Annotated in this window: 16 protein-coding genes; 7 read left to right on the top strand and 9 right to left on the bottom strand. The window is 59.7% G+C overall.

From position 1 onward, the window contains the following. Nucleotides 1-18: 18 nt before the first annotated feature. Together ISX93_RS16085 and ISX93_RS16090 are read right to left on the bottom strand one after the other, a co-directional pair. Nucleotides 19-1,197 (bottom strand): vWA domain-containing protein, encoded by a 1,179-nt coding sequence (locus ISX93_RS16085; protein WP_195779776.1) that lies wholly within the window; start codon nt 1,195-1,197, stop codon nt 19-21. Between the two features lie 129 nt (nt 1,198-1,326). Beyond that, nucleotides 1,327-2,172 (bottom strand): AAA family ATPase, encoded by an 846-nt coding sequence (locus tag ISX93_RS16090; protein ID WP_195779777.1) that lies wholly within the window; start codon nt 2,170-2,172, stop codon nt 1,327-1,329. A gap of 211 nt (nt 2,173-2,383) precedes the next feature. On the opposite strand from ISX93_RS16090, the gene cysK reads away from it, so the two are divergent. Together cysK and ISX93_RS16100 are read left to right on the top strand one after the other, a co-directional pair. Beyond that, nucleotides 2,384-3,358, top strand: coding sequence for a cysteine synthase A (gene cysK, locus ISX93_RS16095; protein WP_195779778.1), 975 nt, complete (start codon nt 2,384-2,386; stop codon nt 3,356-3,358). Then, entirely contained in the window at nt 3,355-3,930 is a 576-nt protein-coding gene (locus ISX93_RS16100; RefSeq protein ID WP_195779779.1) for a tetratricopeptide repeat protein, read from the top strand. Before cysK ends, ISX93_RS16100 begins: the two co-directional genes overlap by 4 nt. Before the next feature lie 213 nt (nt 3,931-4,143). On the opposite strand, the gene ISX93_RS16105 is transcribed toward ISX93_RS16100, so the two are convergent. The 3 genes from ISX93_RS16105 to ISX93_RS16115 all read right to left on the bottom strand — a co-directional run bounded on the left by ISX93_RS16105 (nt 4,144) and on the right by ISX93_RS16115 (nt 7,825). Then, nucleotides 4,144-5,046 (bottom strand): DMT family transporter, encoded by a 903-nt coding sequence (locus ISX93_RS16105; protein WP_195779780.1) that lies wholly within the window; start codon nt 5,044-5,046, stop codon nt 4,144-4,146. A 179-nt stretch (nt 5,047-5,225) separates the two neighbouring features. Beyond that, nucleotides 5,226-5,972, bottom strand: coding sequence for a TorF family putative porin (locus tag ISX93_RS16110; RefSeq protein WP_195779781.1), 747 nt, complete (start codon nt 5,970-5,972; stop codon nt 5,226-5,228). A 107-nt stretch (nt 5,973-6,079) separates the two neighbouring features. Next, nucleotides 6,080-7,825, bottom strand: a complete 1,746-nt coding sequence (locus tag ISX93_RS16115) for an amidohydrolase (RefSeq protein WP_195779782.1) — start codon at nt 7,823-7,825, stop codon at nt 6,080-6,082. A 104-nt stretch (nt 7,826-7,929) separates the two neighbouring features. On the opposite strand from ISX93_RS16115, the gene ISX93_RS16120 reads away from it, so the two are divergent. The 3 genes from ISX93_RS16120 to ISX93_RS17250 all read left to right on the top strand — a co-directional run bounded on the left by ISX93_RS16120 (nt 7,930) and on the right by ISX93_RS17250 (nt 10,901). Next, entirely contained in the window at nt 7,930-8,874 is a 945-nt protein-coding gene (locus ISX93_RS16120) for a LysR family transcriptional regulator (RefSeq protein ID WP_195779783.1), read from the top strand. Nucleotides 8,875-8,950: 76 nt separating this feature from the next. After that, entirely contained in the window at nt 8,951-10,681 is a 1,731-nt protein-coding gene (gene aceK / locus ISX93_RS16125; protein WP_195779784.1) for a bifunctional isocitrate dehydrogenase kinase/phosphatase, read from the top strand. 97 nt (nt 10,682-10,778) lie between these two features. Continuing rightward, a complete protein-coding gene (locus ISX93_RS17250; RefSeq protein ID WP_258167000.1) occupies nt 10,779-10,901 on the top strand; it encodes a PA1414 family protein in 123 nt (40 codons plus the stop codon). A gap of 81 nt (nt 10,902-10,982) precedes the next feature. Here ISX93_RS17250 and ISX93_RS16130 read toward each other — a convergent pair whose 3' ends face one another. Next, complete coding sequence (locus tag ISX93_RS16130) at nt 10,983-11,879, bottom strand: oxidoreductase (protein ID WP_195779785.1); 897 nt, start codon at nt 11,877-11,879, stop codon at nt 10,983-10,985. A 149-nt stretch (nt 11,880-12,028) separates the two neighbouring features. Between ISX93_RS16130 and ISX93_RS16135 the strand changes: the two genes are divergently transcribed. Then, entirely contained in the window at nt 12,029-12,631 is a 603-nt protein-coding gene (locus tag ISX93_RS16135) for a tRNA-uridine aminocarboxypropyltransferase (RefSeq protein ID WP_195779786.1), read from the top strand. Here the strand turns inward: ISX93_RS16135 and ISX93_RS16140 are convergent, their stop codons facing one another. From ISX93_RS16140 to ISX93_RS16150, 3 genes are read right to left on the bottom strand one after another with little or no spacing between them, the layout of a single operon-like run. After that, a complete protein-coding gene (locus ISX93_RS16140; protein ID WP_195779787.1) occupies nt 12,632-14,023 on the bottom strand; it encodes an HlyD family type I secretion periplasmic adaptor subunit in 1,392 nt (463 codons plus the stop codon). It abuts the gene before it with no gap. Nucleotides 14,024-14,033: 10 nt separating this feature from the next. Continuing rightward, nucleotides 14,034-16,193, bottom strand: a complete 2,160-nt coding sequence (locus ISX93_RS16145) for a type I secretion system permease/ATPase (protein ID WP_195779788.1) — start codon at nt 16,191-16,193, stop codon at nt 14,034-14,036. 23 nt (nt 16,194-16,216) lie between these two features. Beyond that, nucleotides 16,217-17,593, bottom strand: a complete 1,377-nt coding sequence (locus ISX93_RS16150; protein ID WP_195779789.1) for a TolC family outer membrane protein — start codon at nt 17,591-17,593, stop codon at nt 16,217-16,219. Nucleotides 17,594-17,900: 307 nt separating this feature from the next. Here ISX93_RS16150 and ISX93_RS16155 point away from each other — a divergent pair. Then, the coding region (locus ISX93_RS16155) for a retention module-containing protein (RefSeq protein ID WP_195779790.1) at nt 17,901-19,990 on the top strand (2,090 nt) is incomplete at its 3' end.

A 19,990-nucleotide genomic window follows, 5' to 3' on the forward strand; every position in this document is an offset into this window, starting at 1 on the left:
CCGGAGCCTCTCCGGGGCTTATTTGGACAGGTAGCGCATGCCTTCTTCCAAGCCCTGCAGGGTCAGCGGGAACATCTGGTCTTCGACCAGTTCGCGCACCAGCCCGGTGGAAGCGGTGTAGCCCCAGGCGTCCTTGGGATAGGGGTTGATCCAGATCAGCTTCTTGAATTTCTCCATGAAGCGTTTCATCCAGATATAGCCGGCTTCCTCGTTCCAGTGCTCGACGCTGCCGCCGGCCTGGGTGATTTCATAGGGCGCCATGGCCGCATCGCCGATGAAGATCACCTTGTAGTCCGCGCCGTACTTGTGCAGCAGGTCGTGGGTGGCGAAGCGCTCCGAGCTGCGGCGCAGGTTGTTCTTCCACACCGATTCGTAGATGAAGTTGTGGAAGTAGTAGTACTCCAGGTGCTTGAACTCGGTCTTGCAGGCCGAGAACAGCTCCTCGCAGGCCTTGATGTGCGCGTCCATCGATCCGCCGATGTCGAACAGCACCAGCAGCTTGACCTTGTTGTGGCGCTCCGGGCGCATCTGGATATTCAGCAGGCCGGCGTCCCGCGCGGTATGGTCGATGGTCCCGCCGAGGTCGAATTCTTCCGCCGCGCCCTCGCGGGCGAACTTGCGCAGGCGGCGCAGGGCGACCTTGATGTTGCGTGTGCCGAGTTCGACCTGATCGTCGAGGTTCTTGTACTCGCGCTGGTCCCAGACCTTGGCCGCGCGACCCTGGCGCTTGCCGGCATCGCCGACGCGGATGCCTTCGGGGTTGAAACCGCCGGAGCCGAACGGGCTGGTGCCACCGGTACCGATCCACTTGCTGCCACCGGCGTGGCGTTCCTTCTGTTCTTCCAGGCGCTTCTTGAATTCCTCGATCAGCTTGTCCAGGCCGCCGAGGGACTGGATCTGCGCGCGCTCTTCATCGGTCAGCAGGCGCTCGAATTCCTTGCGCAGCCACTCATCGGGGATCAGTGCCTCGAGGTGCTCGTTGAGGTTCTGCAGGCCGTTGAAGTAGGCGCTGAAGGCACGGTCGAACTTGTCGAAATGCCGCTCGTCCTTGACCAGCACGGTACGCGCCAGGTAGTAGAACTCGTCCATGTCGGCAAAGATTACCCGCTGTTTCAGCGCGTTGAGCAGGTCGAGCAGCTCGCGCACCGAGACCGGCACCTTGGCTGCGCGCATTTCATTGAACAGGTTGAGCAGCATGGCTGCGGACCTCTTTTAACACTCGGACGTTTTCCCCTCTCCCTGGAGGGAGAGGGTTAGGGAGAGGGTGGGGCGCACCCATAGCCCTCTCCCCCAGCCCCTCTCCCATGCATGGGAGAGGGGAGACAATCAACGGTTGCCGCGGCGGCTCATGAACGCCAGGCGCTCCAGCAGCATCACGTCCTGCTCGTTCTTCACCAGCGCGCCGGCCAGCGGCGGGATGGCCTTGGTCGGATCGCGTTCGCGCAGCACGGCTTCGCCGATGTCATCGGCCATCAGCAGCTTCAACCAGTCGACCAGTTCGCTGGTGGAAGGTTTCTTCTTCAGGCCCGGAACCTTGCGCACGTCGAAGAAGATATCCAGCGCCTCGCTGACCAGGTCGGCCTTGATGTGCGGGTAGTGCACATCGACGATGCTCTGCAGGGTCTTGCGGTCCGGGAAGGCGATGTAGTGGAAGAAGCAGCGGCGCAGGAAGGCGTCCGGCAGTTCCTTCTCGTTGTTCGAGGTGATGATGATGATCGGGCGCTTGACCGCCTTGATCGTCTCGTCGGTCTCGTAAACGTAGAACTCCATCTTGTCGAGTTCCTGCAGCAGGTCATTGGGGAACTCGATGTCGGCCTTGTCGATCTCGTCGATCAGCAGCACCACGCGCTCCTCCGATTCGAAGGCCTCCCACAGCTTGCCCTTCTTGATGTAGTTGCGTACGTCATGGACCTTGTCCGAGTCCAGTTGCGAATCGCGCAGGCGGCTCACCGCGTCGTATTCGTAGAGACCCTGATGCGCCTTGGTGGTCGACTTGATGTGCCAGGTGATCAGGCGGGCGCCGAAGGACTCTGCCAGTTGCTCGGCGAGCATGGTCTTGCCGGTACCGGGCTCGCCCTTGACCAGCAACGGACGTTCCAGGGTGATGGCGGCATTGACGGCCAGCTTGAGATCGTCGGTGGCGACGTAGGACTGGGTACCTTGGAATTTCATCTGGATCATCCTCGAACGGGGGCGCCGGAACAGAACCCGGCGGTTCAGTAATTACAGGTGCCGACTATACCGCGCCGGCAGGTGGGCTGGGAACGAACAAGCCTTATTCAGGGGTTGAATGATCGTCTGGTGCTTATCTTGGCAGACGACTGGACGGTCACCCTCCGGCGACTTAGGCTTGAGCTCTCGCATTAAGCGCAAGGAGTCTGAAATGAGCCGTATATTCGCCGACAATGCCCTGTCGATTGGCAACACGCCGCTGGTCCGGATCAACCGCCTGGGGCCGGCGGGGGTGACCATCCTGGCCAAGATCGAAGGGCGCAATCCGGGTTATTCAGTCAAGTGCCGGATCGGCGCCAACATGATCTGGGACGCTGAACAGCGCGGCGTACTCAAGCCGGGCATGACCATCGTCGAGCCGACTTCGGGCAATACCGGCATCGGCCTGGCCTTTGTCGCCGCTGCCAAGGGCTACAAGCTGGTGCTGACCATGCCGGCCTCGATGAGCCTGGAACGGCGCAAGGTGCTCAAGGCGCTGGGTGCCGAACTGGTGCTGACCGAGCCACCCAAGGGCATGAAGGGCGCGATTGCCAAGGCGGAGGAAATCGTTGCCGCTGATCCGGCAAACTACTTCATGCCGCAACAGTTTGAGAATCCGGCCAACCCGGCCATCCACGAGAAGACCACTGGCCCGGAAATCTGGAATGACACCGACGGCGCCATCGATGTGCTGGTTTCCGGTGTCGGCACCGGCGGCACCATCACCGGGGTGTCGCGCTACATCAAGCAGACCATGGGCAAGCCGATCCTCTCGGTCGCCGTCGAGCCGGTGGCTTCGCCGGTGATCAGCCAGACGCTGGCTGGCGAAGAAGTCAAACCCAGTCCGCACAAGATTCAGGGCATCGGCGCCGGTTTCGTGCCGAAGAACCTTGATCTGTCGATCGTCGACCGGGTGATGCAGGTGACCGACGACGAGTCCAAGGCCGTCGCGCTGCGCCTGATGCAGGAGGAGGGCATTCTTTGCGGGATCTCCTGTGGCGCGGCGATGGCGGCGGCGCTGAAGATTGCTGAGGAGCCGGGGATGCAGGGCAAGACCATCGTGGTAATCCTGCCGGATTCCGGTGAGCGCTACCTGTCGAGCATGTTGTTCAGCGATATGTTCAGCGAGCAGGAACTGCAGCAGTGAGGACGCTTGTGCCGCTGGCTCTGTTGCTGACCTGTGGCCTGGCGCAAGCCAACGCCACCGATGATTACCTGGCCGGGCTGCGGGCGCTGGAGCAGGGGCGGCGGGATGACGGCCTGTACCTGCTGGAGCAGGCCGCAGTGGCTGGTTCAATTCCGGCGCAGCTCAAGTATGGCGAGCTGACACCCGGGCAGCCCGGCGAGAAATGGCTGCGCGCCGCAGTCCGGCAGGGTTCGCTGCCGGCCACCGAAGTCCTGGCCCAGCGTTATTACGATGATGGCAGCTACCGGCGGGCGGCGCAGTGCTGGCTGGCAGCGGCCAAGCGCGGCAGCAGTTCGGCGCAGGCGCTGCTGGGGGCCTTGCAGGTAGTCGGCCTGGGACTGCCCAAGGATCGCGTGCAGGCCTATGCCTGGCTCAACCTGGCAGCCAGCAGCGGCGATCCGGAAGTGCTCGCGCTGCGCGACAACCTGGCCGAGCAGCTTGATCCTGGCCAGCAGGCCGCAGGAGAAGCACTGTCGCGCGAGCTGCCGCAGAAACAGGCTTTTCTCCCGGGTGAGCCGGTGTGCGGCGAATAGCTCGGTTGCCCCAGGCTTGGTCGTTTGTATTTTGTCGGTTGGGTTGAGCGCAGCGAACTCCGAGGCCTGCGCCATCGCTGCGATTGGGCTTCACCATTGCACGGTTCAACCCAACCTGCGGGCATTAATTGCCCGGCCCATGTGTAGGTTGGGTTGAGCGCAGCAAAGCCCAACAAGGCAAGGTATGAGTTCCGCCGGGCTTCGTCGACACGGTCAGTGGGATGCAACGTCCCTCGAAGTGGCCGGCTTCAGTACCAGCCACAATGCCAGCACGATCAACGCACCGCCGTACAGGTAAGCCCAGGACAGCGGCTCGTCGAGCAGCAGCACGCCCCAGAACACGCCGAACGGTGGAATCAGGAAAGTTACCGCCATCGATTTGAGCGGGCCGATGTCGGTCAGCAGCTGGAAATACAGCACATAGGCAAAGGCCGTGCAGAGCAGCCCGAGGCCGAGCAGCGAACCCCATACCGGCCAGCCGCCCCAGCTTGCCGGTGGCTGGCTGCTGACTGACCAGAGAAACAGCGGCAACAGCAGCAGGCTGGCGCCGAGCATGCTGCCGAAGGCAGACAGGCGACTGTCGAGGCCGCCGGCATGGTCGAGCCAGCGGCGGGCCAGGTAGCCGGCAAAGCCATAGCAGGTGGTGGCAGCCAGGCAGGCCAGTGCGCCCCAGAGTATTTCATCGGTGAACTCGAAGGGACCGGTGCGGGTCAGCAGGCCGACACCGAACAGCCCGACGAAGACGCCGAGGCCTTTGGCCCAGCTCATTTGCTCGGCAAAGAACAGTGTGCCGATCAAGGCGCCCATCAAGGGTGTCGTTGCGTTGAAGATCGATGAATAGCCGGCTGGCAGCACCAGCGCGGCGAAGCTGTACATCAGGGTGGGAATGCCGGAGTTGATCAGGCCGAGGAGCATGGTCTGGCGCAGTTTGCCCTGAAAGTTCAGCGGCACCTTGAGCAGCAGGAGCAACGCCAGCAGGCCGATGCCCGCCAGCACTACGCGCAGGAACGCGGTTGGCAGCGCACCAATCACCGGCGCCGCGACGCGCATGAACAGGAAGCTGGCGCCCCAGATGGCGGCCAGAGCAGTGAGTTGCAGGAGGGCGCGCGGATTCATCGAAGACAGTTCCGGGGGAATGAGCCGGCAAGATTACCCGCGTCCTGCTGCGACGCAATTCAAATCTGACTTTCAAAAGGCTGATCAAAAAGGGCGGCTAAGAGGTAAGCCTTGTCCGCCCTTGATCCGCAAGCTGGAAATGTCACCTGTGACATATGCCAGCAGGAAGACCGTACCCTTTAGAACGTTGTGCTGACGCCGGCCACAACGGTCGAGCCGCATACGTCACGGTAACCCATGAAGCTTTCGCACTCGGTGTCGGAAAGGTCGGTGTCGATGTAGCTGACACTCCAGTCCAGGTTCCACAGGTTCTTGCTCAGTTTGACTTCCCAGTCGTTGTAGTCGGCGCGGCTGCTGCCGTCGGTACTCCAGAACACATCGTCCTTGTAGTCGACGGTTTCGTAGGTGGCCCGCAGGCCGATTTCCAGCGGCAGCATGGTCTGGTAGCCGACGAACCAGGAGGAGAAATCCTCTTCCTCGTTCAGTTGCGGGTCATGCAGGTTGCTCGAGTACTTGCCGCTGAGCAGCACGCCATAGACATCCAGCACGCTCTGCACATCGTTCATGTTGAAGGCGCTGGTGTTCGGATACTCGTAGCGGGTGGTCCAGGTGTCCAGGCTGATGTTGTCGTTGATCTGCCAGTAGTAGCCGGCGTAGTAGTCGAGCTCCTGGCGGGTCTGGATGCCCAGGCCGTAATCGACGCTGGAGGTCCAGATGCCGGCATACAGACCGCTGGCATGGGTGAGCATCAGGTCGAGTTGCGCGGCCGGGTCATTTTGCGTCTGCGACAGGCCGCTGGCACGGTAGTCGCTGACCAGCGCCGGGGTGATATTGAGGGCGAATTCATCGTTCAGCTCGAGGGCCTGGGCGCTGGCCAGCGGGGCCAGCGCAAGGCTGAACAGGGCAAGGTTGCGGAGGGCTTTCATGGGCGGGTTCCTGTGATGGTTATTGTTGGATTTGCTTGATGACGCAGCTATGCAGGATGCAGCGCGATTGCGGCCGGCTGCACACAGCCAGCCGGCGCAAGGCAAGCTCAGCTTTCGGCGCTGTACACCGGCTTGCCGGCGAAGATGGTCTGCAGCACTTTGGTTTGCTGCAGGTCGTCGTCACTGACCTTGAACACATCGCGGTCGAGAATGATCAGGTCGGCCTGCTTGCCGGGCTCCAGCGAGCCGATCCGCTCCTGCAGGTTGAGTGCCTTGGCCGAGTTGATGGTGTAGGCGTAGAACATGGTTTCGCGGTCGATGCCTTCCTTGGCGTTCAGCACGCCCATCGGTCCCTTGCGGGTCACGGCGTGGTAGATCGCTTCCCACGGGCTTGGCGAGGACACCGGCCAGTCGCTGGCACCGGCAATGGTGGCGCCGGCCTTCTTCAGTGATTGCGCCGGGTACTGGTAGCGATAGGCCATGGCGCTGACATACGGCTGCACCAGGTCGATGCTGTAGACCTCGCCGAGCGCCCAGGCCAGCTGCATGGAGGCAATCACGTCGAGCTGCTTGAAGCGCGGGAACTCCTTCGGATTGACCAGTTGCAGGTGGCTGATGCTGTGGGTGATGCCGCTGTTCGGGTTTGCCTTGCGGGCATACTCCATGCCGTTCAGCGATTCGCGCACGGCGCGGTCACCGACGGCATGCACATGCACCAGCCAGCCCTTGTCCTCGGCGGCGGCAACCAGTTCACCGAAGTGTTGCGGGTCGATCAGCAACTGGCCCTGCTTGAGGCTGTTGTTGTAGGGGTCGATCACCGCAGCCGTCTGGCCGGGGAACTCGAGAATGCCATCGGCAAACACCTTGATGCCGGGGAAGCTTAGGTTGGGCACGTTCTGGAACTGGTCCATCACCGTGGCCACCATGGCCAGGTCCTGCGGCTTGCTCTGCGGGTTGACGATCAGCAGGGCCGCCACATGGGCGGACAGTTCACCTTTCTCCGCCAGTTGCTTGTACAGCGGCAAGACGCCAACGGTTTCGGCGGTAGGCTTGAGCTCAAACACGTCATCGGCGGCGCCGGCATTGGCCGCGGCATCCATCCAGGCGGTGACACCCACCGCATTGTTGGCTTTGACGCCCGCGCGGGCAGCGTTGAGCATGGCTTCGGCAGAGGCTTCCGGCAGCAGGCTGCGGACCCGGTCCCAGCCTGCTTCAGACAGGTAGCCATTGGGGTTGCCGTCCTTGTCCTGACCGATATAGCTGGCGTTTTTCTCGTCCAGGGTCTTGATCAGTGCTTTGTCTATGCCGGCACGCGCAAGCATGGCCTGATTGGCCCAGCCGGTATGGCCGTCGATGCCCTCCAATACCAGGGGTTGCCTGGCCCAGAGGCCCTGGTTGAAGACCGCGCCGATAGCGTCGGCTTTCTCCCAGTAGCCGGAACTGGCACCGGAAATCACCACGATGTCGCCCATGCGCGTATGTCCGGCCTTGTCCTCGGCCAGGATCCATTCTTCCAGCTCGGCCAGCGGCTTGATTTCGTCATACAGGTTGGCGCGCAGGCTGGCGGCGCCGCCCATCACCGGGTGGGTATGGCTGTCGATCATGCCGGGCATCATCACCTTGCCGGCCAGATCGATGCGCTGGGTGCCGGCATCGGCCAGGGCCAGAATTTGCTGGTCGCTACCGACTTGCAGGATCTTGCCATCTTCCACCGCCAGGGCCTGGACGATTGGCTGGTTGCGGTTGGCCGTGAATACCTGGCCGTTGAAGTACACCGCATCGGCTGCGGCCATAGATTCCATGGGGGCACAAGTCAGTGCGCTGGCGAGCAAGCTGGGCAGAAAGCGTTTCATTGATTAATCCTTGGCTTTGTTGGTATGCCAGGAGATTAATCAGGTTGGCGGCTGGCCGGAATCTACAGTTTGTGCAAAAGTTCTGTTCCTGTCAGGAGTGAATCATGGATAAATTTGTTGCGCTCGCCACGCTGGTCTGCGTGGTTGAGCAGAACAGTTTCAGTCGCGCAGCCGTGCAGATGGGCAAGACGCCATCGGCGGTGGCCAAGGCCATTGCAGCCTTGGAAGAGGAGTTGGGCACACGGCTGTTCGAGCGCACCACCCGGCGCATGCAGCTGACCGAGGCCGGTCGGCTGTACACCCAGGCGGCGCGCGAGGCCCTGGGTTGCCTGGGCGATGCTGGCGAGGAGATTCAGCAGATGCAGCATGGCCTGCATGGCGAGCTGCGGATTGCCGCTTCGCTGGCCTTCGGGCCGGCGTTTCTCGCGCAGGCCTGTGCCGAATTCTGTGCAGCGCATCCGCAGTTGCGCCTGCAGGTTGACCTCAGTGATGACGACAGCTTCATCCTGGAAAGCGGCCACGACCTGATCCTGCATGAAGGCGAGTGCAACGTGCCCGGGCTGATTGTCCGGCCGGTTGGCAGCAACCGCATTGCGATGGTTGCCAGCCCCGCCTATCTGGCACGCAACACGCTGGAGATCAACACGGCAACCCTGCACCAGCATGATTGGCTGATCTACCAGCATCCGTCCCTGGACCGGCACTACTGGGGATTCTGGCGCGCTGGCGAGCTGATCCGCGTCGCGCACCCGCAGCCCCGGCTGCTGAGTGACAATTATGATTTGTTGCTGGCCAATGCGCTGGCAGGGCTGGGCTTGCTGATTGCACCGCTGTGGAGTGTCGCACCCTATCTCGCCGATGGCCGCCTGCGGCAGGTGATGGCGGATTACCAGTTGGATCCGGATGCTTTTGGCCACCTGATTCTCGCGGTGTACCCCAGCCATCGGCGCGCGACCCGCAAGGTGCATGCCTTCATCGATTTCATCACGGCGTATCTGCGTGAGCGGGGGCATGCGCCCGAACCGACTTTAGTCGCGAGTGGCGGTTAATCTGCCGCCGCACCTTTCCCTCGAGTCTGGCACTGGATAAGCTCGTGACTCAAACGCACCACGCCGAGGATCCTTCATGCCGAACCACAAGCCTGCCGCCGATATCGCCGCCGCGATTCTCGCTGGCTTTGACGACTACCGCGAACATTTCCGCCTGATTACCAACGGCGCGCGGGTGCGTTTTGAAAAGGCGCAGTGGCAGGAAATCCAGCAGGCTTCGGCTGAGCGGATCAATCTGTACGAGCAGAAGGTCACGCAGGTCAGGCAGGCGCTGATCGAGCGTTTCCCGGCGGAACTGCTGCTCGACGTGGATATGTGGCCACTGGTCAAGAGCGCCTATATCGCCATGATCGACCCGCGCTTCGACGATGAACTGTCGGAGACCTGGTACAACTCGATCTTCTGCAGCCTGTTCCGCCACGACCAGATCAACGACGGCAACATGTTCGTGCATACCACCCGGCCAACCATGCGCACTTCGGCACCGGCGCCGCAGACCCGCAGTTATCATCCGCATGGCGATCTGCACAAGGCCCTGGCGGACATCTTCGAGGACAACCGCTTCGAGGTCGGCTACGAAAATCTGCAGCGCGACCTGCTGCATTTGGAGCAGCAGTTGCGTGACAGCCTGCCGGACTGGGTATGCAAGGACCCGGAGCTGTGCATCGAACTGTTCGCTTCACGGCTCTACCGCAACAAGGGCGCTTATCTGGTGGGGCGCATCTTCACCCGCGACGAGCAGTGGCCGCTGGCGATCGCCCTGCTGCACCGCGAGGGCTTGGGAATTCAGGCGGATGCGCTGATTACCGATGAGGCCGAGGTGTCGATCATCTTCTCCTTCACCCGTTCCTATTTCATGGTGCGGGTCGGTTATCCGGCCGAATTCATCAGCTTCCTCAAGCGCATCTTGCCGGGCAAGCACGTTGCCGAGCTGTACACCTCGATCGGTTTCTACAAGCATGGCAAGTCGGAGTTCTACCGCGCGCTGATCAATCATCTGGCCAATGTCGACGACAAGTTCATCATGGCGCCGGGTGTGCGCGGCATGGTCATGAGCGTGTTCACGCTGCCGGGTTTCAATACCGTGTTCAAGATCATCAAGGACCGCTTCTCGCCGTCGAAGAATGTCGACCGGGCGACGGTGATCGAGAAGTACCGGATGGTGAAGCATGTCGACCGGGTCGGGCGGATGGCCGACACCCAGGAATTTGCCGATTTCCGTTTCCCCCGGTCCAAGTTCGATCCCGAGTGCCTGGCCGAGTTGCTGGAAGTGGCGGCGTCCACGGTGGTGCTGGAAGGAGATGTAGTGGTCATCCGGCACTGCTGGACAGAGCGGCGCATGACGCCGCTGAATATCTACGTGGAAAGCGCCAGCCCGGCGCAGGTCGAGGCCGCGCTGGATGACTACGGCATGGCGATCAAGCAGTTGGCCGCCGCCAACATCTTTCCCGGCGACATGCTGCTGAAGAATTTCGGCGTGACCCGTCACGGCCGTGTGGTGTTCTACGATTACGACGAGATTTGCTACCTGACCGAAGTGAACTTCCGCAATATTCCCGAAGCGCGCTACCCGGAAGAGGAAATGTCCAGCGAGCCCTGGTATTCGGTAGGGCCGAATGACGTGTTTCCCGAGGAGTTTCCGGCGTTCCTGTTTGCCGACATCGGCCAGCGCCGGCTGTTCAACAAGCTGCATGGCGAGTTGTTCACGGCCAAGTACTGGCAGGAATTGCAGGAGGCAATCCGGTCGGGCAAGGTCATCGATGTGTTTCCCTATCGGCGCAAGGCATTGTCCGAGACGTTGCAGTAACGGCGGTTGCTGCGCGGCAGGCACTGCAACTTTCGCCTATGCTTGATGCAGGCAGCGCGGGCTGCCGTGCGGAATCCCGAATCCAGGAGGTGGGCATATGATCGTGAAGCTGAAAAGCGCGCTGCGCGAAGTTCTTGTGGCACTCGGTCTGATCGAGCCGCCTCGACTGCAACCGATTCCGCTGCGTAGCCAGCAGCAACCGTGTGCGCCGCGACGTTGACGACGCTGGTTGAGCAATATGCAAACGCCCCGCAACTGCGGGGCGTTTGCATTGGTGCGCTGCCTGGTTCAACCGGTTGGGTCAGCTTAAAAAGCTGACTCCGGTAAGCTCTTCGGAAACTGCCCAGAGCTTTTTCGCGGCGGCTTCGTCACGCGAGGCCCGATTGGAACCGACCTTGGCCGGTGCGCCACGCATTTGCTGCATGGCGCGCGGGCCGCAGTAGTCGCCGCCGTTGATGTCTTCGCCAAGGGCAGCATACAGCGTTGGCAGGGCTCCATCCGCAGCGGACTGGCCGAACAGTGGCAGGAAGGCGCTGAGAACCCGCGGGATATACTGTGCCAGATTGGTCGCGGAAACCCCGGGATGGGCGGCTACCGACAGGGTCTCGATTCCGGCTTTCTGCAAACGGCGATTCAGCTCGTAAGCAAACATCAGGCAGGCAAACTTGCTCTGCCCGTAGGCTTTGCGCTTGTTGTAGCCACGACTGAACTGCAAATCCTCGAAGCGCATGCTGCTCCAGTTGTGCGCCAGTGAACTGAGGCTGACCACCCGTGAGTTAGCGGTCTTGCGCAGCAGCGGAAGCAGCAGGCCGGTCAGGGCGAAGTGGCCGAGGTAATTAGCTGCCAGCTGGCTTTCAAAGCCGTCTTCAGTGAGCGCGTAGGGCGGCATCATGATACCGGCATTGTTGATCAGCAGATCAAGCCGGCTATGCGCTGCGGAGTATTTTGCGGCAAACTCGCGCACCGATTTCAGGCTGCTCAAATCCAGTTGCAGGCATTCGACGCTGGCGCTGGGGTGCTGCTGCAGGATTTCGGCTCTGGCGTTGTTGGCCTTGTCCAGGTTGCGGCAAGCCAGCACTAGACTGCAGCCTTTGGCAGCCAGTGCCAGGGCGGTGTTGAAGCCCAAGCCTATGTTGGCACCGGTGATGATGGCGATGCGGCCTTGCTGGCTTTCAGTTTGTTCGATTGTCCAGGTCATGGCAGGTTCCTTGCCGAGGTTGGATGGAGGCTCATTTTGCATGCATTGCTTGCATGACGTTGGTTCAGACGGTTGCGAAAGTAGCATGATTATCAGATTGAGTAAGCCCAGCTTGCTGCAGTTCACCGCGCCGCTCGGGAGTTAACGGCATGTCCCGCGCGCAATGCCAGCGCTGCCAGCGTCCGCTGGGCCATTGCCTGTGTCGGCTGATTCCGGACCTGCCAAGCCGCACCCGTGTGCTGATCCTGCAGCATCCGCAAGAGGCGCGGCATGCGCTGAATACGGCACGCCTGGCAGTGCTCGGTTTGCGCAACAGCGAACTGCTTTGCGCCGAGTATTTCGCTGATCTGGAGCAGCGGCTCAGCGATCCACAATGGCAGAGCTGCCTGTTGTTTCCCGGGGCAGGATCAGTAGCGATATCCGGGTTTTCCGCAGAAAGCCCGCAACGGCCATTGCAGCTGGTAGTGCCCGATGGAACCTGGCGCAAGGTGCGCAAGTTGCTGCATCTGAATCCTGCGCTGGCTGCCTTGCCGCGGGTGACGCTGGCCAGCCTGGCGGCTTCCCGCTACCGCTTGCGCAAGGCACCGATGGCTGGGGCCCTGTCGACGATCGAGGCGATCGCCCGGGCCCTGGAGGAAGTTGAGGGCGGCGGGCACTTCAGGCAATTGCTGAGGCCCTTTGACGCGCTGATAGAGGGGCAGATAGCGGCCATGGGATCCCAGGTCTACCGGGAAAACCATGGTGGCGAGTGATCAGCGCTCGCGCATGGCTTCCGAGCGCGCCTTGAGCACCGGTTTAAGCAGGTAGTCGAGTACGCTCTTCTTGCCGGTGATGATGTCAACAGTTGCCACCATGCCGGGAATGATCAGCAGCGGATGTTCTGCGGTTCCCAGATGGCTTTTATCGGTGCGCACCTGGATGAGGTAGAAGCTGTTGCCTTCTTCATCGGTGATGGTGTCTGCCCCAATGAGTTCCAGTTTGGCCTTCAGGCCGCCGTAAATGGTGTAGTCATAGGCGCTGAACTTGACCATGGCTGGCTGGCCTGGGTGAAGAAAGGCCACGTCCTGGGGACGGATCCGTGCTTCGATCAGCAAGTTGTCTTCCAGGGGCACGATTTCCAGAAGATCGCTGCCGGGCTGAACCACGCCACCAATGGTGTTGACGTTCATCTGTTTGATGATGCCGTGGACCGGGGAAACCACGGTTGTGCGGCTTACGCGATCCTCGATGGCGACACTGGTAGCAGTGATTTTCTGCAATTCGGTGCGGGCATCATTGAGCTCCTTGAACGCATCCGAGCGAAATGCAAGCTCTGACTCTTCGATTCGCCGTTCAATTTCATTGATCGCGGCCTGGGCCCGCGGTATTGCCAGGCGCGTAGCGTCCATCGAACCGCGCATTTCCACGGCGCTACGGCGCAGGCGAAGTATTTCCACACGGGAAATCGCGCCGCTTTCGACCAGTGGCTGCGACATGTTCAATTCCTGCTGGATCAGCGCCAGGCTCGAGCTGTATTGCGTTTGCTTGGCTTTGAACTCTGCCAGCTCCTGCTGTTTCTGACGCAGTTGCTCGCCAAGAACGCTCTGCTCGCTTTTCAGACGGCGCAGGCGTGACTCATGCAGGGCCATTTCATCTTCAGCCAGTCGCGGTGCTCTATTGGCAATGCCTGCAGAAATCACCAGTGGCTTTCCTTCGGCTTCGGCGGTCAAGCGTTCAACGCGTGCCGTAAGCGCCAACCGGTCGGCTTCGGACTCGCCCTTGTTGGACATGAAACGGGTGTCGTCCAGGCGCAGCAGGACATCACCTTTCTGTACGATCTGGCCTTCCCGGATGAAGATCTCGGAAACAATGCCCCCCTCAAGGTTCTGGATGGTCTGCACTTTTCCGGCAGGAATCGCCTTGCCTTCGCCGCGAGTGACTTCCTCGAGTTCGGCAAAGGCTGCCCATATCAGTGCAACGATCAGCAGGGCGCAGACTGCCCAGACCGTAAGGCGCGACAGCCATGAGGAATCCTCGAGAATGGCGCCTTCTACTTCGGGCATGAACTCTATGTCCTGCTGTTTTTTCTGCAGGCTGCCAAAGTAGTTGCGGATACCTTTCCGCAGGATGGCAAAATAATTGCCGATGGAGTCTGGAATGGGCATGCGCAAATCCTTAAACCGGTGCCTGGCCAACGCGGCCTTTGCGCAGAGCTTCGATGACAGACTCCTTAGGACCATCGGCAACTATGTGGCCGTTGTCCATGACGATCAGCCGGTCTACCAGGCTGAGCATTGAGGCGCGATGGGTAATCAGCAGCAGGGTCTTGTTCTGGTCAATGTTTTGCAGCCGCCCGCGGAGAATTTCTTCACTGGTGTTGTCCAGTGAGCTGGTGGGTTCATCCAGCAGCAGGATCGGGGGGTCGAGCATCAGCGCACGGGCCAGCAGAACCGTCTGCCGCTGGCCGCCGGATAGCAACTGTCCGCGTTCGCCGACAGGGCGTTCAAAGCCTTGGGGATGTTGCCGGGCCAGGTCGCTGACTCCCGTCAGATTGGCGACTTCCAGCATGCGAGCATCGCTCACGTAGCGCGCACCAAGTGTCAGATTGTCGCGCAGGCTGCCGGCGATCAGCGGTAGATCGTGGGTGACATAGCCTATCTGGTTGCGCAGATCGGCCACGTCGAGCTGTCGAAGATCAAGGTTGTCCAGCAGTATCTGGCCTGCTTCAGGTTCGTAAAATCCCATCAGCAAACGTGCCAGCGTACTTTTACCTGAACCGCTGCGACCAATGATGCCGATATGCTCGCCAGGTTTGATGCTGATGCTGACATTCGCCAGTGCTGGTGTGCTCTGGCCGGGGTAGGTAAAGGATACCTGCTTGAAATCCACGCTGCCCTTGAGTTGCGTGCGCTCAAGGGGGCGTTTGCTGGCTTGGCGTTCCTGTGGCAAGGACATCAGCGCGTCGGTGCTGCTCATGGTCAGTCGCGCTTGCTGGTAACGCGTAATCAGTCCGGCAATCTGCCCAAGCGGCGCCAGCACGCGACTGCCCAGCATGTAGCAGGCCACCAGCGCACCCACACTCATGTTGCCATCGATAATGATGTAGACGCCGAAAACAATGGTCGACATGCCGGCTACTTGCTGGATAAACAGGGTGCCATTGGTTGCCAGCGAGGCAAGGAAACGTGAGTGGATATCCAGGCGAGTGAGCGCGCCATGGGTTTTTTCCCAGAGGTTCTGACGCTCGCTTTCGGCACCGCAAGCCTTGAGGGTTTCCAGTCCGGAGAGCGTTTCGATCAGTACTGCCTGGCGTTGCGAGGCGAGGGCCAGCGAGCGCTGCACGGTATCGCGCAGGCGGGCCTGGACGATCAGCGCAAATATTGCAGTTAGCGGGAAAGCCAATAGCGGGATAACTACAATCCAGCCCCCCAGCATGGCGATTACGGCAATCATCAACAGGGAGAATGGCAGATCAATAAGGCTGGTCAGTGTTACGGCAGTGAGAAACTCGCGCAGCCCCTGGAAGTCATGAATGCTTTGTGCGAATCCGCCAATGGTTACCGGGCGTGCTTTCATCGACATGCCAGTAATGCGTTCAAACAGGGTGGCAGAAAGCACTACGTCGGTTTTCTTTCCGGCCATGTCCAGCAGACGAGCGCGCATGACCCGCAACAGCAGGTCGAAAGAGGTTCCGATGAACAGGCCGATTGCCAGCACCCACAGCGTGGAAGTCGCCTGATTGGGTACTACCCGGTCATAGGTCTGCATGACAAACAGCGGCACCATCAAGCCGAGCACGTTGATCAGCAGGCTGGCCAGCAGGGCATCGGTATACAGCCAGCGGGAGAGTTTGAGTGTGTCACGGAACCACGCTTCAACCCGCGGGGTAAGTGGATTGCGCGCTTCTTCCAGATCATGCACCGGGCGTGCAAAGAGTGCCTGGCCGCTGTACTGGCTTTCCAGTTCCTCGCGACCTACCCACTGTTCGCCGCCATCGGTTTCGCAGGGCAGTATCTGTGCTTGCTGGCCTTCGCCCCATTTGGTCAGAACAGCCGAACGACCGTCTTTGAGCAGGAGCAAGACTGGAAGATTAAGAGTGGAAATGTCGGCAAGCGGCCGGCGCAACACGCGCCCGCGAAGTCCGGCACGTGAGGCTGCACGTTGCAGTAGATCTGCACTGAGTCTCTGGTTAGCCAGCGGCAATCCGGCTGTCAGGCTGGAACGACTGGCAGGGCAGTCGTGCAGCCGACAGAGGATCAGCAGTCCATCCAGCAACGGGTCATCATGACTTAAACGCGGGTCACTGGATGCGGTGCCCCGTTCCATGGTTGTCAATCAGTACTACTCCCCGTTTGCGGTTACTTCATTTCAGGCAGCAGTTGCGCCATGTTTTCCACTTCACTGACGGCTGTTGCAGTCGCCGGCAGAACTACCTGCTTCTTGGTCAGCAACTCTCCAGTAGTACTGATCACCCTGTACATGGAGAGTTCCTCATTGTAGCGAACGTCAGTGTACTTGCGATTGGCGGTGAAGAGTTCATTCTCGCTGTCGAGAAGATCCAGAAGGCTACGCTGGCCGAGACCGAATTGCTGCTGGTAGGCTTCACGACTGCGGGCACTGTAGTCGGCATAGTCACGCGCCTTGGGGGTTTGCTTCTTGGCGTTTTCCAGTGCATTCCAGGCAAGCGAGAGATCTTCATTGATTACCCGCAGCGCATTGTTCCGAATTTCCATTGCCTCGTTGACCTTGTAAGCGGCAGCTTGCAGAGCAGCCTTGTCGCGCATGCCGTTATACAGGTTGTAGGTCATCGACACGCCGGCACGCCAGCCATGCCAATTGCCTTCGTCTTGATTGAAATCGTAATCGGGATTGTTGCTGTCTTCCGTGTTGGCGGCCAGTTCGCCGTCCAGTCGTGGATAGAAAGTCGATTTGGCCGACTCATACTGCTTTTCAGCTGCCTGCACGTCAGCCTGGGCTGATTTCAGGTATGGACTGTTAACCAGTACTGCTTGCCGGGCAGCCAAAATATCGGCAGGCATTTCACCTTTGATCGTGGCCGGCGACTCAAGATCGTCAGGCATGCGACCGGTTACGCTGTAGAAATTGGCCTCGGCATCGGCCAGGTTCACTTCTTCGGTGTACAGATTGTTCTCGGCAAGTGCCAAGCGTGCTTGTGATTGATCCAGATCGGCGCTGCTGCCGACACCCTGTTTGCTGCGCAAGCCGATTTGATCGTTGATGCGCTGGTGTGCCATCAAGTTGTTCTTGGCCAGGTTGACCATCTCGCGCCGCTTGAGTACATCGAGATACACCTCGGCGGTACGCAACGCCAGCGACTCGGCGGTTGCCTGGACGTAATAGGCCCGGGAGTTGGCCACTGCCTCGGTGCGCGCTACCTCATTGGGAGTGTTGAAGCCATCGAACAGCATCTGCCGCAGGCGGATTTCGGCATTGCTGTAGTTCGTGCTTTCAGAATTGTCAGTGGTCGGTTTTTCTTGATAGCGGCCTTTCTCATAGCGATACCCATACCCGGAAATCAGATCAACAGTAGGTTGATAGCCGCCTTTGGCGATTTTTGCCTCTTCGTCAGCAATTTGCCTGCGGCTAGATGTTGCCTGGAGCTCAGGATGGTTCTCCAGGGTGCTCTGGATCGCTTCGGTGAGGGTCATTGCCTGCAGTTGTGTGCAAACCGTTGCAAGCAGAATTGCACTGCAAAGTGGTGTCAGTACGCGCATGGAAGGTGTTCTCCTTTTCACTTGATCCGATCTTGGCGTCATAAACATGACACATTCACGGGTTGCTCGCTCAGAGTATCCAATTAAAAGTAGTTAAGGACATCCTTTGAATAGCCTAAGATTGTTTTTTCACAAGGGTTATGAAGAAAAATTCTTATGCGCGAATCCGCTCGTAAGCCATTCTTTAACCAATAACGCCCGTTTTCAGCGGTTTTTTGTCTATTCCGGCGGAATATGGATAGGAGCAATCATAGATCACAGGCACGATCATGCGGATAGGGATTGATGATGGAAAATTGACGTTTCATTGATTGGCATCAATCCTGTTGACCCTGTCGGTGTCAGTCTTAAACAAAGCAGACATCAAATTCAAACGGATATTCAACAGTATCCCGGTTACACAAGAGTCGAGTCGCCAGTAGTTGGCAGCATTAATAAAGAGGAAGCAGTCATGGCTACGTTAATCGGTGTCGTCAAGCAAGCAGTAGGCGAAGTCTTTGCGGTTGCAGGTGATGGATCACGCCGACCGCTTACCGAGGGAGACCGGGTATTTTCCGGCGAGCAACTGGTAACCGGCGCGGGTGGCGCGGTAGCCCTGGAGCTGGCTAATGGCCAGGTTCTGACGCTCGGCCGGGATAGCGTGTTGAGTCTTGATGCCAGTCTGCTGGCCAATGCCGCAGAGGTTGCTGCAGAAGTTGCTGAAGAAGCCAGTGCTGCAACGCAGCCGGCACCTGTGGCGCCAACTCCTGGCGATCAGCAGGAAGCAGATGATCTGATTGCAGCGATTGAAGCGGGGGCCGACCCGACAGTAGATGCCGAGGCTACTGCCGCCGGAGGAGCCGGTGGTGCCGGAGGCGTCGGTGGCGCTCACCAATTCGTACTGCTGGATGCAACTGCTGCGGATGTTGACCCGGAGGTAGGCTACCCGACCGGACCGATTACCAGCGGACCTGAATTTCTGGGGATTGAGTCGGTAATTGGTGCGGATGAGGTGGATTCCTCGCCAGTTGTTGACGTTAATTACAGACCGGTGGTTGGCGCTGGGCCTGGTGAGGTAGATGAAGCTGCGCTGAGTGACGCCCAGAATCCCGGCCCAGACAATCCTGGCAGCAACCCGGATAGTCCCGCTGAAAGTACTTATGGCAACCTTGTAATCACCTCTCCCGATGGTGTCTCCAGCATCCTGGTCCAAGGTGCGGATGGCATCTGGGTGGATGTGCAAGGCGGTGGCGTTGTTGAAGGTATCTACGGCACCTTGGTGTTCGATGCAGACAATAACTGGGTTTACACACTTAACGGCAATACCCTTGACAATGCCAATCCGGGATCCGATGAGTCGGTGAGCGAGAGCTTCCCTGTCCGTGTCGTTGATGGCGATGGTGATGTATCACCGACTGTATCGATAGATGTGGTCGTGCTTGATGACGATCCAAGTGTCGTTCCTGGCGAAGGGGAGTTCAGCTCGCTGATTGTGGATGAGACGGGAGATGGCTTAGGCCAGACCGCTACCGGTAACTTCGCCGGGAATTTCACCCCAACGTTTGGAGCTGATGGCGGTACGATTGCCTATTCGCTAGAGATCAACACGTTGGAAAGCGGACTCGTGGATGTTGCCACCGGTGATCCAATTGAACTGCATCTAGTCGATGGTGTTATTGAAGGTTGGGTCAATAACGACCCTGACATGGTGGCATTTACTTTAGAGGTAAATGCGTCTGGCGATGTGAGCTTGACTCAATTGCGCGCTATCCAGCATCCGGACCCGGACAGCGATGATGAGCCGGTGTTTGTCGCAGGAGGGGTAATCAGGCTGGTTGCAACGGTCAGCGATGGTGATGGTGACGTAGCCAGTGATGGTTTGGATTTGGGTGGTTTCCTGGTATTTCGCGATGATGGTCCGAGTGTGTCGGTGGGCGAGGTGGATGCCAGCGCGATCACGCTGACCACCCAGGATGCGCAGACCATTGGTGCCGAGGTATCGGACAGCGACAGTGCCAGCTTTGCAGCGGCCATGCTGGCGGCGGTAACGCCGACCTATGGTGCGGATGGTGCGGGCTCTACCGTGCTCAGTGGTTACACGCTGACGATTGATCAGGCCGTGACCGACCTGACCAGTGATGGCAAGGCGATCAGCTTGTCGATGGATGGCAACGATGTGGTGGGTAGTACCGAGGACGGTGCGGTATTCCGCATCAGCGTGGATGAGACCGGCGAGGTCACGTTGACCCAATACGCCGAGCTGGATCACCTGCCGGAGAGCCTCGATACCAGCAACGACAACGCCAACATCCCGCTGCCTGATGACCTGGTGAGCTTGAGCGCGACGGCCACGGTGACCGACGGTGACAATGACCAGGTCACCACCACGGTCAGTCTGGATCTGGGCGGTAACCTGAG

The organism is Pseudomonas sp. N040 (genome assembly GCF_015637705.1).
Lineage (GTDB): Bacteria > Pseudomonadota > Gammaproteobacteria > Pseudomonadales > Pseudomonadaceae > Aquipseudomonas.

Excerpts from the sequence above, each read along its gene's own strand:
- cysK (WP_195779778.1), top strand. The coding sequence starts at position 2,384 with ATGAGCCGTATATTCGCCGACAATGCCCTGTCGATTGGCAACACGCCG.
- ISX93_RS16090 (WP_195779777.1), bottom strand. The coding sequence starts at position 2,172 with ATGAAATTCCAAGGTACCCAGTCCTACGTCGCCACCGACGATCTCAAG.
- ISX93_RS17250 (WP_258167000.1), top strand. The coding sequence starts at position 10,779 with ATGATCGTGAAGCTGAAAAGCGCGCTGCGCGAAGTTCTTGTGGCACTC.
- aceK (WP_195779784.1), top strand. The coding sequence starts at position 8,951 with ATGCCGAACCACAAGCCTGCCGCCGATATCGCCGCCGCGATTCTCGCT.
- ISX93_RS16115 (WP_195779782.1), bottom strand. The coding sequence starts at position 7,825 with ATGAAACGCTTTCTGCCCAGCTTGCTCGCCAGCGCACTGACTTGTGCC.
- ISX93_RS16120 (WP_195779783.1), top strand. The coding sequence starts at position 7,930 with ATGGATAAATTTGTTGCGCTCGCCACGCTGGTCTGCGTGGTTGAGCAG.
- ISX93_RS16105 (WP_195779780.1), bottom strand. The coding sequence starts at position 5,046 with ATGAATCCGCGCGCCCTCCTGCAACTCACTGCTCTGGCCGCCATCTGG.
- ISX93_RS16140 (WP_195779787.1), bottom strand. The coding sequence starts at position 14,023 with ATGCCCATTCCAGACTCCATCGGCAATTATTTTGCCATCCTGCGGAAA.
- ISX93_RS16130 (WP_195779785.1), bottom strand. The coding sequence starts at position 11,879 with ATGACCTGGACAATCGAACAAACTGAAAGCCAGCAAGGCCGCATCGCC.
- ISX93_RS16150 (WP_195779789.1), bottom strand. The coding sequence starts at position 17,593 with ATGCGCGTACTGACACCACTTTGCAGTGCAATTCTGCTTGCAACGGTT.
- ISX93_RS16110 (WP_195779781.1), bottom strand. The coding sequence starts at position 5,972 with ATGAAAGCCCTCCGCAACCTTGCCCTGTTCAGCCTTGCGCTGGCCCCG.
- ISX93_RS16135 (WP_195779786.1), top strand. The coding sequence starts at position 12,029 with ATGTCCCGCGCGCAATGCCAGCGCTGCCAGCGTCCGCTGGGCCATTGC.
- ISX93_RS16085 (WP_195779776.1), bottom strand. The coding sequence starts at position 1,197 with ATGCTGCTCAACCTGTTCAATGAAATGCGCGCAGCCAAGGTGCCGGTC.